The 16352-nt window shown below is 60.2% G+C and carries 14 protein-coding genes; 5 read left to right on the top strand and 9 right to left on the bottom strand.

Going from position 1 to position 16352, the window contains the following annotated elements; all coding sequences use genetic code 11:
- Positions 1-11 precede the first annotated feature (11 nt).
- The gene (locus WFP44_RS13660; protein ID WP_336927124.1) at positions 12-2714 is read left to right on the top strand and encodes a conjugal transfer protein TraG N-terminal domain-containing protein; all 2703 of its coding nucleotides are present in this window, start codon (positions 12-14) and stop codon (positions 2712-2714) included.
- Positions 2715-2718: 4 nt separating this feature from the next.
- On the opposite strand, the gene WFP44_RS13655 is transcribed toward WFP44_RS13660, so the two are convergent.
- On the bottom strand, positions 2719-2922 hold the full coding sequence (locus tag WFP44_RS13655) for a hypothetical protein (protein WP_336927123.1): 204 nt from the start codon (positions 2920-2922) through the stop codon (positions 2719-2721).
- A gap of 150 nt (positions 2923-3072) precedes the next feature.
- Between WFP44_RS13655 and WFP44_RS13650 the strand changes: the two genes are divergently transcribed.
- Positions 3073-3432 carry a helix-turn-helix domain-containing protein gene (locus tag WFP44_RS13650; RefSeq protein WP_336927122.1) on the top strand — a complete coding sequence of 120 codons (360 nt, stop codon included), beginning with the start codon at positions 3073-3075 and terminating at the stop codon, positions 3430-3432.
- Complete coding sequence (locus tag WFP44_RS13645; RefSeq protein WP_336927121.1) at positions 3429-4739, top strand: type II toxin-antitoxin system HipA family toxin; 1311 nt, start codon at positions 3429-3431, stop codon at positions 4737-4739. Before WFP44_RS13650 ends, WFP44_RS13645 begins: the two co-directional genes overlap by 4 nt.
- Positions 4740-4765: 26 nt before the next feature.
- Here the strand turns inward: WFP44_RS13645 and WFP44_RS13640 are convergent, their stop codons facing one another.
- The 3 genes from WFP44_RS13640 to WFP44_RS13630 all read right to left on the bottom strand — a co-directional run bounded on the left by WFP44_RS13640 (position 4766) and on the right by WFP44_RS13630 (position 7422).
- Positions 4766-5503 (bottom strand): hypothetical protein, encoded by a 738-nt coding sequence (locus WFP44_RS13640; protein WP_336927120.1) that lies wholly within the window; start codon positions 5501-5503, stop codon positions 4766-4768.
- The gene (locus WFP44_RS13635; RefSeq protein WP_336927119.1) at positions 5478-7121 is read right to left on the bottom strand and encodes an HsdM family class I SAM-dependent methyltransferase; all 1644 of its coding nucleotides are present in this window, start codon (positions 7119-7121) and stop codon (positions 5478-5480) included. The genes WFP44_RS13640 and WFP44_RS13635 overlap by 26 nt, the downstream gene beginning before the upstream one ends.
- Positions 7122-7194: 73 nt before the next feature.
- Positions 7195-7422: a hypothetical protein gene (locus WFP44_RS13630; RefSeq protein WP_336927118.1), complete on the bottom strand. Its 228-nt coding sequence runs from the start codon at positions 7420-7422 to the stop codon at positions 7195-7197.
- Between the two features lie 112 nt (positions 7423-7534).
- Here WFP44_RS13630 and WFP44_RS13625 point away from each other — a divergent pair, with 112 nt between their 5' ends.
- Complete coding sequence (locus WFP44_RS13625; RefSeq protein WP_006832465.1) at positions 7535-8170, top strand: S24 family peptidase; 636 nt, start codon at positions 7535-7537, stop codon at positions 8168-8170.
- A 10-nt stretch (positions 8171-8180) separates the two neighbouring features.
- Here WFP44_RS13625 and WFP44_RS13620 read toward each other — a convergent pair whose 3' ends face one another.
- The 5 genes from WFP44_RS13620 to WFP44_RS13600 form a co-directional block, all read right to left on the bottom strand.
- Positions 8181-9089: an HNH endonuclease gene (locus WFP44_RS13620; RefSeq protein WP_336927116.1), complete on the bottom strand. Its 909-nt coding sequence runs from the start codon at positions 9087-9089 to the stop codon at positions 8181-8183.
- Positions 9090-9161: 72 nt separating this feature from the next.
- On the bottom strand, positions 9162-12086 hold the full coding sequence (gene mobF, locus WFP44_RS13615) for a MobF family relaxase (protein WP_336927115.1): 2925 nt from the start codon (positions 12084-12086) through the stop codon (positions 9162-9164).
- Between the two features lie 59 nt (positions 12087-12145).
- On the bottom strand, positions 12146-14458 hold the full coding sequence (locus WFP44_RS13610) for a type IV secretion system DNA-binding domain-containing protein (protein WP_336927114.1): 2313 nt from the start codon (positions 14456-14458) through the stop codon (positions 12146-12148).
- On the bottom strand, positions 14448-14780 hold the full coding sequence (locus WFP44_RS13605) for a hypothetical protein (protein WP_063511268.1): 333 nt from the start codon (positions 14778-14780) through the stop codon (positions 14448-14450). Before WFP44_RS13605 ends, WFP44_RS13610 begins: the two co-directional genes overlap by 11 nt.
- Before the next feature lie 730 nt (positions 14781-15510).
- Positions 15511-15732: a hypothetical protein gene (locus WFP44_RS13600; RefSeq protein ID WP_336927168.1), complete on the bottom strand. Its 222-nt coding sequence runs from the start codon at positions 15730-15732 to the stop codon at positions 15511-15513.
- 346 nt (positions 15733-16078) lie between these two features.
- Between WFP44_RS13600 and WFP44_RS13595 the strand changes: the two genes are divergently transcribed.
- Complete coding sequence (locus WFP44_RS13595; RefSeq protein ID WP_336927113.1) at positions 16079-16345, top strand: DUF6437 family protein; 267 nt, start codon at positions 16079-16081, stop codon at positions 16343-16345.
- Positions 16346-16352 lie beyond the last annotated feature (7 nt).

Raw genomic sequence — 16352 nt, 5'->3', positions numbered from 1 at the left:
GGTCAGGCAGCATGGTCGAGATTTTCACGGTCGGCGGCGGCGAGTACATCGTCAATGTCCTCAACGCCGTTGCCGCCTGGACAGGTGCGGGCGGCTACAAAAGCCTCATTCAGGTCGCGCTGGTGATGGGCATGGTGCTCGCGGTCATAGTGGTCGCGTTCAACCAGGACTGGCGTGCCTGGCTCAACTGGTTCCTTGGTGCGACGCTCATCTACATGTGCCTGATGGTGCCGCGCATGGACGTCCATGTAACCGACCGGGTCAATCCCAGCCTTGCACCGGCAACGGTGGCCAATGTCCCGCTCGGGCTTGCCCTGATGGCAAGCTTCACCAGTCAGGCGGGGGACTATCTGACCCGCTCTGCCGAGCTCGTTTTCGGCCTGCCGGACGACCTCAACTACTCGAAGAACGGCATGATCTACGGCGCACGGCTGCTTGAATCGACGCGCAGCTTGCGCATTTCCGATCCGGAGTTTGCCGCGAACTTCGACGAGCATGTCCGGCAATGCGTGTTCTACGATCTGCTGCTCGGCCGCTACTCGATGAAGGAGCTGTCCGAGAGCGATGACATCTGGGCGACGATTGCACCGGGCAGCGCGGCGCGCGCGCAGAAATTCCTGGCTCGGCAGGCCGACGACAGCGTGACGGCTTCGATCATAACCTGCCGCGAAGCCTACACCGCGCTTTCGGGGCAATGGGCGAGCCTCATTGACGATATGACGCTTGTTGCGGGGCGTCAGCTCTATCCGCGCCAGACCGAAGCGCTCGCCAAGGCCAAGCTCATGGCCGACCTCCCGATTGCCTATCAGTATCTCACCGGCATCTCGCGCAGCGCGAGCGACATTTTCCGCCAGGTGCTGACGATCAATGCCATGAACCAGGCCATGCACGGCTTTGCAGGGGCGAGCGGCACCGGCAGCATCGACGTCTTCGCGCAAACCCGGGCTGATATTCAGACCGAGCGGACCTATTCCTCGATCGCGCACAACGCGATGAAATGGGTCCCGATCCTCAATGTTGTGCTGACGGTGGTGTTCTACGCGCTGTTCCCTGTCCTGTTTCCGCTGTTCCTGATGCCGCGGACAGGCCCCATTGCATTGAGAGGCTATGTCACCGGTTTCTTCTACCTAGCCGCGTGGGGACCACTGTTCGTGATCCTGCACATGATCCTGATGTTCAAAGGTGCAGGCGATGTCGCAGCTGCTGGCGGTAGCACTGGCCTCAGCCTCGCGACCTTTGCCGGTATGAGCGACGTCAACAGCGATATCGGTATCTTGGCGGGCTATCTCGTCGCCTCGATCCCGTTCCTTGCCGGCGGGGTGGCGCGCGGGGCGCTGGCGATCTCGGGCCAGGCGACGAGCTATCTCAACCCGAGCCAGAACGCGGCCGAAGAGGCCGCACGCGAAGCCAGTACCGGCAATGTCTCGCTAGGCAACTCGAACATCGATAATTCAACGGTGTTTTCGCGGCAGTTTGTTCAGGGCAACCTCGCACCTAACATTGCCTATGGCGCGGCACAGACACGCGGTTTCAGTGATAGCGGGACGCAGACTACCAGCTTCCCCGACGGCGAGTTCGCTGCTGTCCCGAATTCAAGCTATCCGTTCACACCGACACTGGGGCAGGACTTCACCGGCCGCCTCGGAACGATGGCGAGCCAGAGCCGGACGCAGAGCGAGACCTATGCCAACCTCGCCCAGCAATCGACGAGCTCTGCGCTCACCCGGTTCAGCGAAATCCGCAACGCCTACAGCCAGGGTCAGAGCTCCGATACGGTCAGTGGCGTCGGCACGAACGACAGCATTGGCACGGCATTCAGCGAAGTCGACAATGCCTCAAGGACGCTCCAGCAGCAGTTCGGCCTTTCCCGGCGCGCCTCCGACGACATTACCGTGTCGTGGTTCTTGAATGGTGACGCTGGAATTGGTCTGAAGGGAGAAAGGGGGCCGGTACAGGCGTCTGCTGGTTTGCGGGGTGGTCGCAATCAGACTTGGACGGACAGCGATATCGGGATCGCCTCGGAAGACCGCGGCAGGATCATGGGAACGCTGCGCCAGCTTTCCGACAGTCGCAACTGGTCGAACACGCGTGAAGGTTTCCTGCGCGAGACGAGCTCGAGCTCGGTATCGCAAGTGTCGACCAGCTCGTCGGGTCTCAGCCGATCGCTGACCGAAGCCGAGAGCTATACGCGAGAGGCGCGTCGGGCCGAAGAGATGGCCAGCCGCCTCGAGAACCAGGCCAGCTGGTACGAGGCCAACAGCGCCGCAGGCACACTGAACTTGAGCCAGGCCTATCGCGAATGGGGCATGGCCGAGATGGAAGCCAATCGCGACTATTACGGGCCGGTGCGCTTCGACGACATCGAGTTTCAGATGAGCGCGCGCGGCCAGCAGCTGCAATCTCGGTTTGTCGAAAGCTATGCCGATCGGCTGCAGGACAACATCGAAGCCGACCTTTCATTGCCGGACTTCGCTCCTGTCAGCCGCCCCGGGATCGGGAGTGCTGGGCAGGTGCGAGCTAGGGGAGCTGTAGGTTCTGCGGGTGGTCCCTCAATGCCCGATGCTCCTGATCGGTCTGACATCACGGATGAGGTCGAGCGGGTTCGCCAGCAGGGTCGTGGAAGGATTGGTACCGTTCGAGGTTACCTGGACTTCCAAACGCAGGGCGCCACGGGCGCAAGCGAGGAAGCTGCCGACAACGTAAAGGAATGGTAGGTGGTCAAAGCACCAAGTCGTAGATCACCACATAGATGATGAATGCTATGAGAAGGATCGCGAATGCAATGAAGCCAACCCGCCCCCATGGGTCGGCCCAGGCCTTCTTCCATGAGTAGGACGTGAGTCGATTTTCGGAGATGGCACGGTCGATCTCTCGTATGCCCTTCCAGTCCGTCTGGTCGTTTTGCTCCTTCTCGTCATCCATTTTCCATCACTCCGACCTATATAAAGTAGCAAATTTGATGCATTATCGATGATAAGCCAATTTACGTCTCGATATTGACACATTAAGTGACTTCATGTAAAGACGCAAAATCGCTACACAACGCTCCATATTGGAGATAATGTCTCGATAATGCCACATTATGATTCACCAGATCTGCGCCCGCTCTCGGTGCTGCTATCCGACCTCGGGAAGCAGATCGAAGCATATCGCATATCACGCAATCTCAAGCAGGCCGAGCTTGCGGAAATGGCAGGTATCTCGCGTTCAACGCTCGCCCGACTGGAAGCCGGCAATGGCGGGACCATCGACAGCCTTGCCAGGATAATGCGTGCACTTGAAATCGAAAACCGCCTGCTGGATGTCATGCCGGACGCCAAGCTGAGCCCGCTCGATCCCCGGTCCGACACCGGCAAGGCGCGGCAAAGGGTGCGCAAGTCTTCTGAAGGCGAGGCTGGCGAGGAATGGAGCTGGGGTGACGAGGCGCCATGACGCGTGCCGTCGTCAATCTCTGGGGTCGTCAGATCGGTGCCGTCCTATGGGATGAGGATCGCGATGTCGGGGTTTTCGAATACACTCCGGAATTCAGTCGCAGCGGCATCGAAGTCGCCCCACTCACAATGCCCTTACGAAGCGGCGTCTACGACTTTCCCGCGCTGAATCACGAGACCTTCAAAGGACTGCCGGGCATGCTGGCCGACAGCCTGCCCGACAAGTTTGGTAACGCCCTGATCAACCGTTGGCTTGCCGAGCAGGGCCGCACAGCCGACAGCTTCGATCCGGTCGAGCGCCTTTGCTATACCGGTCGCCGAGGCATGGGCGCGCTCGAATTCGAGCCCGCTACCGGTGAGCGCCGTGAACAGGGTCGGCCCGTTGATATCGCTCCGCTTGTCGAGCTCGCCAACAGGGTCATTGCTGCGCGTGAAGAACTGGCCGGTGTGCTCAAGGGTGAAGATGATCATCGCGCACTTCAAGAGATTTTGCGCGTCGGCACCTCTGCTGGTGGCGCCCGGGCCAAGGCCGTCCTCGCCTGGAATGAGGAGACCGGAGAATTCCATTCAGGGCAGCTGACTGCAGGGCCCGGCTATACGCAATGGCTGGTCAAGTTCGACGGCGTGTCGGGCAATGCTGACAAGGAACTCGCCGACCCGATGGGCTTCGGCCGCCTTGAATACGCTTGCTATCTGCTAGCCCGAGAGGCTGGCATCAACATGGCTCGCTCTCGCCTGCACGAAGAAGGCGGGCGGGCACATTTCATGACCCAGCGCTTCGATCGCACCCCTGACGGCAAGAAGCTCCACATGCAGTCGCTTTGCGCGATGCGCCATTTCGATTTCAACCTCGCTCGGGCATATAGCTACGAGCAGGCGATCGAAACCATCCGCATGCTCGGCCTCGGACGCGAAGCGATCAAGGAGCAGGTGCGCCGCGCGCTGCTCAATGTCTTCATTCGCAACCAGGACGACCACACCAAGAACATCGCCTTCCTCATGGATAGCTCTGGTCGCTGGAGCCTCTCGCCCGCATTCGATGTCGTCTACGCCTACAATCCTGACGGGGACTGGACCAACGAGCATCAGATGTCTCTGGCCGGCAAAACGGACGGCTTTGAGTTTGACGATCTGCTGGAATTTGGAAAGTTCGCCGACCTGAAAGCCAGCGAAATAAAATCGATAATCGGCGACTTCCGCTTGGCGCTATCCAAGTGGGAGCAATTTGCGCTGGAGGCTGGAGTACCTCAAGGGATATCAGTCAAGGCGCGCAATGGATTTCGAGATAATCTAATCCCTTTGCAGTGAAGCACTGTGAAACGGTAGCTGCGTTCCTAAGAATTGACGCTTCTCAAACTGCCATCGTCGTACTCGTAAAAATCGGGGTTTCTCACCGCCACCCGTTCAACAAGTTCGCAAATCATATCATGGATTTCGATCTTTTCATCATGTTTGCCGACACGATAGAGTGTGTAGTTGGCATGCCGCGACGAGGCATCGAGAAGCATGAAATAGAAGGCTTCGTACTGCTCATCTCGGCCAGCTGGATCGTCGCGGCCGGTGAATAACCGGAAGCGCGAATGCGCATTCTCGAACGTCGAGCGCCGCTTGGGCGTGTTGTCCGTTGCCGCACCGGCATCGAAGATGAACAGGCCACCGAGAACGGCATACGGAAAGCGGCGATGCAGCGTGACGGCCTCGATCAGCATATCGCCGCGCCGGTTGGTCAAATTCTTCTGATAGTTCTTTGTTCGGTTGTCCTTGAAGTTGATCGACTTGATCGAGATGCCGAGGATCAACCCGCTTTCTTCCGTCGACCACGTCACGTCGACCTTCTTGGCGCCGATGCCACCAGCCATCCGACGTTCTGCGCCAGAGCCTCCCAGCTCTCCGGGAGGTGCGGGACGAGCCTCGCTCATGCCCCGTTGTCGCAATTCTTCTGCCACGGCGAGGGCGATGTTCGCGGAAATCTTCTCGCTGTAGGCCTTCTTCTCGTCCGACTTCGCCGTGTCGGCGGGCTTGTCGCCAGCCTCGATCAATGCCGCCTTAAGAAGATCGTCTATCCTCGCCATTTTTCCCCCTCGCGCGGCGACGCTGAAACAACACGTCGCGCGCTGCACGAAGGGCCTTTAGATCACTGTTCGCCACTTCTGCCAATAGTATGGCATCTACAGACTGCACGGCTGCTTCTACGTCACCATGCCGAAGATGCTTCGCGAGTTGTGGCTTGATTGCGCGAAGTTCCGTCTCAACCGACTTGATGTGATCGAGCGACGGCACTGGCAATAGGTCAGCCTCGCGCGGCTCCATCTTGAGCAAGCCACCGCCATAGGCACGACCGACGATTTCTGCCCCGAGCAGTGTCACGCTGTTCAGGGTCGCTACAGGCAGCAAATCGCGACCGATGCTGCGGCGACCGTCCATGAGCCGCACCCCATAGATCGAATTGAGGATCTGCGCCTTTGCAGTGTTGGTGACGAGGCGCGGGCGATCATGGTTCATGTAGGTCAGGAACAGGTCAGGTTGCTCGACCAGCGGCACCCGCCACCACGGCGAGCGAACGCGGCACTTGTATGCGTCCGACACATTCGCCTGCTCGCCCGCGCGAATGTAGCGCAATGCAGCAGCAGACGGCTTCTCGCCTGGATAGAACAGGAGCGCCCGCGAACCGTCGCGCAGCAGTTCCTTCCATGCCGCCTCTGTCAGCGTCAGGCCGCGCATGTGTCGCGATCCCGGCGGTGAGATTGCCGTCACGTCGGCTTGAGTCAGGCCATTCTTACGCACGTCGTCCGCCGTGAGGGTGAAGTACTTGTTGTTGCCGGTCACGGCGCCAAGGTAGGTGCGACCCCAAACGCCTAGCTCTTCGAAATAACGGGCGGCAACCTCGCGATACGTTGCGAAGGCGCTCTTGGCGACAAGGGCGGGTGTCCACTTCTCGCCTTCCGCTGGCTCATGCTCTGTCCAGTGCGCGAGATCGACCGCCTTAAGCGATTGCGCATCGCGCGTCTGATAGACCTCAAAGCACTGCGCGCCGCCAGTGCCTTCAGCAAGCAGCAATACGACCTCTTCCAAGACTTCGGGAAAGACGCGCTGCTCAAACATGATCAGCCGAACGCGCGCGAAGCGTCGCAGCAGGAAATTGCGGACCTCGGCAGCATAGCTGACCGACAGCAGCTCGGCAGGCAAGACGAGCGCGAGCCTACCGTCTGCTGAAAGATGCTGTGCCGCCTTGACAACGAACCCGGCCCAAGAACTTGCGAGGCCGGACAGGCGAACGCCTTGCGCTAGCGCAGCCTCGAGGCTCTTGGTTCGCGCCGCACCGGAAAACTGCTGGTATCGAACGAATGGCGGATTGCCGACTATGGCGTCGAACTTTTGGCGGTCGTCGAAGTCGAAAAAGTCGGACACCGTGACGGACGCATCGAATCCAGCATCCCGCAAGAGCGCCTGAGCCGCGATCGCCGAGTCCTCGTGAATCTCGACACCGTGAAGCTGGCTCGACCAGATCAGCGGGCGAGCATCGAGTGCGCGCAACCGCTCGCCAGCGGCAAGCAGAAAGCTCGCTTCCCCGCATGATGGCTCAAGCACGACATCATTGGCGGACTGGATGGCCCATTGAGCTAGGTAGCGGGAAATCTCGGCAGGCGTGAAGAACGCGCCGCGTGCCTTCCGATTTGATTGAGTGTCCACGCGCCATCCCCTTTCTGATCTTCTGCTTGACTCGTTCCGCTCGAACAACCCCTTCCGCGACGTTTTCGGCGGATCACTGCGTGTTCTTGATATGTTCTATTTCGAATTTGGGCGCGGAGCAAGGCACGCTGTCGCAATTTGCTAAGTAGCGTTCCACCTTTTCGGCGGTTCTTCTACGCGGCCTCCGGCCAGCCCTCAGATCAAGCACGAAGCGCGGATCGCCAACAGCGCGGCGGCCGAACCGTGTCGCTGACATGTGCGATTCTTTCAGATGACGCTCAATGCGATCCAGCAATTTCATGGCCTTCCTCGACTCACTCAACACTTGTGTTTCCGTTATGTTCTTAGTAGGAAGGTTCCATCGAGTCTAGGAGATTTCCTTCTCTCCTGAGACCGTCAGAAGGAACGACACGATGGAACACGTCAGAGAGGAGCTCGATCGTCTGATCCAGCAGCGTCGGCTCGGATATTCCTCGATCTCGCGGATGATCGGACGAAACTCGTCCTATATTCAGCAATTCATCAAGCGTGGCTCACCGCGCAAGCTGGACGATGATGACCGGCGCACGCTTGCCAGCTTCTTCGGGGTCGATGAGCAAGTTCTTGGCGGACCGCCCGCGCCCATGCGCGACGGGTTGATCGAAATACCCGTACTTAATGTCGATGCATCGGCGGGCTTCGGAGCGATTGCCGAAAGCGAGACCGCCCATACCCGCTTCGGTTTCGACGAACGCTGGCTTGCTAGGCTCACCAGAGCAAAGAGTGCCAGCCTTTCGATCATCCATGTCCTGGGCGACTCCATGGAGCCGACACTCAGCGATGGCGACGAAGTGCTCGTCGATGCGTCGGACCAGGGTTCGCGGCTACGTGACGGCATCTACGTCCTGCGCGCCGACGATGCGCTGGTGGTCAAGCGCGTGACGCTCAAGCCCGGTGGCCGCAAGATCACCATCAGCAGCGATAATTCGGCCTATCCCAGCTGGGATGATGTCGACCGGTCCGAAATTCAGGTGGTCGGCCGTGTCATCTGGTTCGGGCGCGCGGTCTGATCCTACCTGATCAGAACCCCGCAAAACGCGCGCGATGCTTGGCAACGAAGTCCGGACGGGGGTGATCCCTCGGATCGACCGGAAGCCTGATCTTCTGTCCTGAAGGCGGGAAAAGCTTCAACAGGTCGGACGGCACCTTGTTGTGCGATACGAGCAGGCACAGGTTATCGTCGAATGTGATGAGATGCCGGTCGAACAGCCAATGGGCCGTAGCCGAGAGTGCCACGCCGTTGGGTACAACGTCGGGTCCGCCATCGGCGACGGACCAGATATGGGCCGCCTGTGCCTCGGCTTTCCCGCCACCATTGATGATCCGCAATCCCGTGACGGCGCAGGTGCTGTCATAAGCGTCGAGAACCTGATTGCGGAAACTGGCGGCACGGATTTTCTTGTTCACCAGGATCTGCTCGATCCGGCGTTCGCCAAAATCATCGGCAAGGAGCGCGGCGGTTGCATCGTCGATGTACCGCTCGTCGAGCTCGAGCCTGATCCGGTTGTCCGGGTCGAGTGTCTCGCTCAGGCCCTGATTGACGATGGCGACGAAATCATCGTCATCGAGCGTGCGCACCGAATTGCCGCGCAGCGTCCTTCCGGCATCGCCAGGACGGGCCATCTCGCGCAGGAAGCGTTCGGCAAAGCGTCCGTCCTTATCGCGGTAGGAGACCACATCATCGAAGGGTAGATAGTCCCTGACGCGCGCGTAGTAATGGGTTGGATCGGCCTCATCGGGATCGATCCGCTCAACGAAAGCAGTCGCGATGTAGGCCATCCGGCCGCCCAATACGCGGGTTTCGCGGTAAACGATCCAGTCGTTTTCGAGCTGGCGGGCTTGAGGAAGATATTGCGAGGGGAAATGATACCGCTCTGTGATGAGGTCGTCGTAGCGCGAATTGCCGCTGATCTCGAAAACACCTTTCACCGGCAACGCTCCGCACTTCTCTCGAACAGGCATCGTGCCTGGTAACGCGGAAATCGTCCAGGCTGTCGGTGATCAAATGCCGATTTCGAAAGGCTTTACCCTTTCCTTTGTGAGTTCGGGCTTGTCACTTGCAGGCGAAGCGCTGCCAACATCCTTGTCTTGTGAAAGCCCCTTGGCAGCTGCCGCTTTGAGCCTTTGCGTTACTTCAAGTGCCGACGCTTTCTCGCCGCTGTTGGACTTGATGGCCCGGCCGAGTTTCTCGGCATTGTCTGCAATCAGCGTAAGGCCGTCGCGAAGCCGGGTGACCGTGACCAGGAAGGTCTGCCGATTGGCGAGATTGCGTTCGCGGCTGTCCATCACCGCGATCCCGCGATCAGAGGTCAGTCCCTGCGCCATATGCGCATTGAGGGCATAGGCGAGGTCCATGCGTTTGAGCATGGGGTCGCCGCGGCTCAGGCGGAGCTCCTTGCCGCCTGATGTCTCCACCAAGACGCCCTTTGTGTCGATGGCCACGATCCTCGCCTGGTCGGCGTTGAACAGCCCGCGCTTGTGGTCGTTGTCGGTCCACCGAATCTTGTCACCCTCAATGATGGACAGCGATTTTCGTTCGAAGAGCGACAGCCGACTATCGGCTGCGCCGGGGCGTAGACGCGCGGGATTGAACTTACGAAGACGCCCCTTCCTGTCCTCAAGCACGAGCTGCCTGCGCGCATGGTCGATGGTCTTGACGGTGTAGTCGCCCTTGGAGAGTTTCTGGGTGCTGTCGCGCGAGCGAAAGTTGAGAACCATGCCCGATTGGTATGTGCGAAGGTATCGCAACTCCTCGTGTGTCACATTCACCCGAGAATGAACGGTCAGCCGACCCGATCGTGGGCCGAGCTCGCCGTTGGCCTTGAGTCCGCGCTGGACAGCCTCGTTGACCGCAGACCGTAAGGCCCGTCCCGACGCGTAGATCGAGGTCCGATCCCGATCCGCCGGGCTGAGAGAAAGCCAGTTTTCGGCAGCAACAATCGCACTGTCGCCGCGTGCCTCGATGGTTGAAGGAGCAAGAGCCCGGAGCGCATCGTCGATGCGTCCCTCCTGCGCGGCTGCCTGGGCTCGCCGCAGGACGGGATCGCGGCCGCGCAAATTCACATCCATGTTGGCGCGCGCGATCTCGGCCTGCTGGACGAGGTCGAAGGGCTTACCGGCATCGACGGCGCCTAGCTGTCGCTTGTCGCCGACGAGAACCAGACGATGGACTTCTGCAAGGTTCGCCAGCCGTACCAACTTGGCCTTGTCGTCGTTCGACACCATCGACGCCTCATCGACCACCAGGACATGGTCTCCGAGCGCGCTCCGAGCCTCGCCAAGCAGGGAGGCATTTCCCGGCTCGTGCAGCAGCCTGCCCCATTGGGCGAGAAAGCGGGCGATGGTCATCGAACGGATGCCGGTGTCGCGCTCGAGCATCTGGACGAGCGTGTTCTGCACCGCGAGCCCCAGCACTTGCTTGCCTTCCTCGCGGAGCAGTTGGGCGACCGGCTTCATCACGCTGCTCTTGCCCGCCCCGGCAATGCCCTGAATCGCTACGATCCTGTCGCGCGACGAAAGGACAAGGCCCGCCGCATCCTCCTGCCCTTCGTTGAGCGAAATTCCGTGGTTGATCGCAGCAACAGCCTGAACCCGTTCTGCAGCGTCCGGCCGATCCAGGATGGGCGACACCGCACCTCGTCCCTGGTCGACATTCGCGAGAATGGTGCTTTCAAATTCAAGTGCCTCGCGGCTCGCCAGCCAGCCTTTGTGCTCACCTTTGCCGGGCTCGAGTACGCCGCTTCTGACGAGTGCATTCACACGGGTTTCGATGTGATCCACCGTCGTTGGCAGCCCAAAATCGAGCGCAGCCATCAGCAATCCCTCACGGGGGAACGCTGCCTCGCGCTGCGAGAGATGACGCACCGCAGAGGCCACGGCCTGTGCGGCCGCGATGGTCGGTGCATCCTGCTTGAGGACATGAGCAGGGATCAGCGGATCAGCCGGATCGCCCTTGATTCGCTGTGCGAACTCTCTCAGCTTCGCAATTCCACGCTGAAGAAGGCTCCCTTCTTTCGAGCTGGGAATGTCCTTCGTTGCAGCCCGCATCTGCGACGCATCGATCAAACCGGCAAGGTCAATTCCGACTTCCTGGGCTTTCTGCCGCCATGCATCGAGAAGGCTGTCCCGGTCCCTGACGGGCGCCTTGCTTTTCCTTGTATCGAGCACGGCGATGTCGCGAGTTTTCGGCGTGTTCTCACCCAGCTGGCGTACCGCGTCGAGGACTTCTTCGCGCCGCGTTGAAAAGGCCATGACCTGCCCGCGAGCAATGCCCGCTGCTTCGAAATTGCCATGCTTTCCAACTGGCCCTGCTTCGTAGCCCATTTGCTCGACCGCCAGACGAAAGCGCGCCATGGTCATCGAGTTGAGCAGGGTGTTGAACGACCAAAGCTTGTCATTGCGAAGCGCGCGCCACTTCCCGTCGCTGCCTTGCGTGACATTGGCTACAACTGCGTGAAAATGCAGGTTTGGCTCCTGATTGCGGTTGGTGTCGTGCTGGAAAAGACCAATCGTCAGGTTATCTGTCGCGACCTTCCCGTAACCAGCCTGACTACCCATCCGGGTCTGCGCCGCGTTCTTTTCTGCCCAGCGCAAGGTCTCGATGACGGCCTCGCGATAGGCATCGACAATCCGCTGGTCGCCGCCCACCAGCGCGAGCAGAGACCAGCTTTTCGGGAGCGAGAATGTGAGGTCCGTTCCCGGCCTGTGGGCCTGGCCCGCGTTGCCGACCTGGATACCGCCGGGAAGCTCTCCCCGCAGCAAGGCATCGAATTGCTCGGCGCTGACGCGGCCCTCAAGGCCAAGTCGTTCCGCTCCCTTCCCGACCCAGGTTCCGGAACGATCGGCATCGGCGCCGGTGTAGTAATTATCTGCCGCGAAATAGCTCGCAGCAGCCGAAGGGGAGCGCACATTGGCGACGGAAAGCATTCTGCCTGGTCCTCGTCACGACTCCCCCCGCGGCCGGTAAACCCCTCCCCATTTCGTCTTCACATGTCGGGCTCGAACTCGCCGAAATCCTTTTCCGGAGGATCTGCGACCGCACCTTCACGCAGGTCTTTCTCGACCGGCGTGAGAGATTGGTGCCCACTGGTCACCGCGCGAGCTTGGGGCGTCGAACCGCCCTTTCCAGCTGCGTGATCGCCGGCGGTTCCTGGTTCGGACGGATGCTGTTCCGCGCCCATTGCTGGTGCATCCTCACCGGTTTGCACGGCGGCGAGCGGTAGCGTTGGACCTGCATCCAGATGCGTATCGGAGCGGGTTTCGGCATCGAGATCACCAGCAGCGCGCCCTGCATTCAGCTTTTCAAGCGGCACAGGCTCCTGTCGATCCAGCGGTTCATCGGCGACACGGCGCTGCCCCTCCAGATCGAGTTTGAGCTGCTTTGAATCGACGGGCTTACCGGCACCGTCATCGTTCGAGGCGGGATGCTCGTCATTCGGTTTCGAACCCGGTTTCGTTTGGGGCGTCATTGCAGCCGAACCCTGGCCAGGCTTTATGAGCGGTCTCTCGCGGGCGATGAAACCTTCGGCAATACGGCCACGCGTACGCGGAATGAGCGAGACCGGCGCAGCGGGGAATCCGTCGGGAAACTTGATGTAGGCTGACAGCCGCGGAAGGTTCATGAACTGGTCGGGCAGGAGCAACGGCTCGATCTGCCGCCGGGGGGTCAGGCTGACTGCGTCGCGCGCATTGTTGTACCCGTAGCTGTAGCCTTCTTCCATGTCGCGCACCTGCCGGTGGCCGATGAAATCGGAGCACCAGGTCGCCGTTTCGCGATCGGCTGTCGCCAGGATGAGCTTGGTGCGCGCAAGCGAGGACAGTGTCATGGCCATGTTCTCGCCGTAGACTTCCTTGAGCTTGGCAAACGCATGCACCCCGGTGATGATCGCACCGCCAAAATTGCGCGCGGTTTGCAGCCCCTTTTCAAGCGCCGGTAGTCGGTGAAGGGCACCAAGCTCGTCGATCAGGAACCACATCCGCAGGTCCTGTGTGCGCTCGAGCGTCATCAGCGTATTCATCGCCGTGTCGAGCCACAGCGTCAGCAACTGCGAGGAGATGCTCATGTCGACATAGCGGGCAGAGAGGAACAAGATCGAGCCCTCCTGACAGTCGCCTTTGACCCAGTCGCGGACCGAAAAGCGCGGTCCGGATGAGGGCAAAAGTTTGAGCACTTTCGCATTCGCATTGAACACAGCGCGGATCGATTCCGCCATGCGGGCCGCTTCCGGGGCGGTCAGCGGATCGGCCATGGTACCGCGCATCAGCTTATGCACTTCGGACAGGTCAGCGGTCATCAGCCGCCGTGCCAAAGCCTCGTTGGTTGCCGTGCCGGTACGGGCAAGATGAAGACACATCTCGACGAACAGCATGCGCGCCGCGAGCACCCAGAACTGTTCTGAACCACCCCCGTCATGGGGCACGAGCGCTTCGGCAGCGGCGTGAAACTCCGCCTCCGTCGTACAGTCGTTGAACACGCTCCACAACGGACACCGAACATCGACAGGATTGAGAATAATGTCGCGTGCAGGATCGTAGAAGGCCTCAATGAAAGCCCCTGTGAGGTCGAAAATGACCGCGCGCTGGCCGCGTTCACGTGCTTCGGCAACAAGTTCGGTGAGCGCCACGGTCTTGCCGGTTCCGGTTGTGCCAATGAGCATGGCGTGGCTCTGCTCGAGCCGCCACGGCCAGCTTACACCGGCGAGATGTGCGGGTTGGTAGTGGCCCGCTTCCGCGAGCGCCGACGAGCTCGCAAGCCGCCACTTCCAGCCGAACTTGCGTCCAAGTTCTTCGGCCCGGAATGCCTTGTTGTGACGCTCGATTTCTTCTTCGAGTTCGTCGAGCGAAACAAGCATTGCACCGCGCTCGTGCTTGCGCTCCTTCGACCGCCCGCCAAAGCGCTCGGCGAACCACCAGAAGAACACGAAGGCCGGGATCAGCAATACCGCCGAGACCAGCAATCCCTGCTTCACTGCCGTACGAAACGCCTCGACCGCCTCGCGCATCGGCGGGAACTCGCGAACGATGCCAAACGGGAGGCCGACCCTTTCGCCGTCAAGCAATTCAAGGTTGACCAGTTTGGCCGGATCGAACTCCATGAAGGCATAGAGGCTGGCGTAGATATGCATCCAGACCAGGTAGATCTGGTGATCACTCAGAGCCGACCGCACTTCCCAATAGCAGGTGCCCACCGCTACCAGGCCGGTGACAATCAAAGGCCCCTTCAGGCCCGCGGCAAACATGAAACCGAAGTGGCCGAGCAGTTGGCTCCCGCGGGTGAAGTTCAGGAGATTATGCTTCATGGGAATGGCCTCCCATGTTCGCGTTGACGGGGAGGCCAAGACGCTCGAGGCGTCGCCGGTACGCTTCGTGGGTACGGTCGCGCAAGCTCGCGTCCGAATGACTGGCCAGAAGCGCATCGAGCGCCACCGAAATGAAGATTGCCTGGCGCGCGGGATCGAGCCCTGCGGGCCGGTCCTTCGCCTCGTTATCGCGCTGCCACGCTGCAACAATGAGGTCACGAATAAAGACGCTGACACTGACGCCATGGTCCGCGGCACACTGGCGAACCCAGTTACCAACGGAGAGAGATACGAATGTCTGAAGCCGATCTTGTCGGGTCATGAAACAGGTTCCTTGTCGGGCCGACGGAACCTAGCTCACCTTGCGGAAGACGCTGATGAGAATAAATCGTGAACAACTCGCAGTCAATCGAAAGATTCAGACGATATTTCAGAGTGATAGATGGATGTGAGTTGTCAACGGATCAGCGCAAAGCCGCTCTACTCGCAGACGGGTTGATTTCGCCCAAAACCACATTCTTTAGCAATAACAGAAAGATAAATCCCGAAATCGCGGGGTAGGGTGTGCTCCTTTGTTCCCAGGTGCGCGAGGTGGTCCAGGAAATGAGGGGGATTGATCAAGGACGACCTTTCCTGACCTCCACGATGGAGCGCGAGCAACCAAGCCTGGCACCTCTTCCGATGTAGATCGAGAGCATTTCGACGCCTCCAGGCAAAGACAGCACCTGCGAAAAAGGCAGCGGCCAAGGGTGCGTGGGAAGCAAGGCAAGCGGGGCATGTCGCGTGCCCAGCTTCCCGCCGCCCGACCCGTTGCCGGTTCGCAAGTGCGCGCGGGGCCCAAGAACAAATTACGCCGCACCCTCAGGAGCGCATCGCAAGATGCGCGGGACAGAGTGCGTCCACAGCCCCGCTCCACTTATCGGGCGCCGCCGCATTGCGGTGGGCGGCCGTCAGAGCAACCGACCGAACCGGGTTCTTTTGTTTGATTGGGCTACCCGGCGAACAAGAAAAAAGGGCAGGAACCGCTTCCGGTTCCCGCCCTGTCGGTAGTCTCAGAATTCGTCGAGCATGCCGCCATGGACCGTGTGGACCACCCGCGCTGCGAGATGTGCTGGCAAGATGTTGTAGTCACCCTCGTCGAGGGCAAAGTATCCGAGTTCGTCATCCTCGATAACGTGCTGATCGAAGAAGCTGTGCAGCGCTCTCTTCTCGGCTGCTTCCAGAGCCTCGAAATAGCTCCGTGACGGAAGGACGCAATGCATTGAATAAGCCATGATAATCCTCCTGATTTCTGTCGTGAGACGACAGGAGGTGCGCGCGATGGTCTTGTGCATCCCGGGTCAGGGATCGCCCGAATGGGCGACCGCGAAAGCGGCGGTGGGGGTAACGATTTTGTTCGCTGCCGGATGCAATCCGGTGGCGGGCAAAATGGTGGGGCCCCGCCGTCCTTGAGGCGGGAGGCGCAAGGCCATCATGCTGGGAGAACCGTGAGCAAGAACCCACCACCTCCGCCCCAATATCGAACGCCTGCTGGGTGCGAATTGCCTTTCCTACACCCCGATGACGCGGGCATGGAAACAACCGGGGAGCAGATCCGAGGGGGACAAAAGGACAAGTAACATGCCCCGAAACAGGAGCGCGATAGCAGCCCTGCAAAAGCTCGAAGCAGACCGCGAGGCGCTCGACGCCAAACAACGCGAACTTGAAGTGCAGGCGGCCAGAGAGCTCGGCGAAATCATCCTGGGAAGCGGCCTCGAAAGCTTCTCGAAGAAGGGCCTGAGGAAGGTTGCCGAAGAACTCGGAAAACTCGGAGAGGATGCCGCGATCGAGAAACTGACGGGGCGCGGTGCAACCCGTGCTTCGCATGCAACGCCGGGAACCCAGTAACCACAGA

The sequence above is a fragment of the Alteraurantiacibacter palmitatis genome (genome assembly GCF_037154115.1).
Lineage (GTDB): Bacteria > Pseudomonadota > Alphaproteobacteria > Sphingomonadales > Sphingomonadaceae > Alteraurantiacibacter > Alteraurantiacibacter palmitatis.
This window is presented reverse-complemented; position numbering and strand designations above follow the sequence as displayed.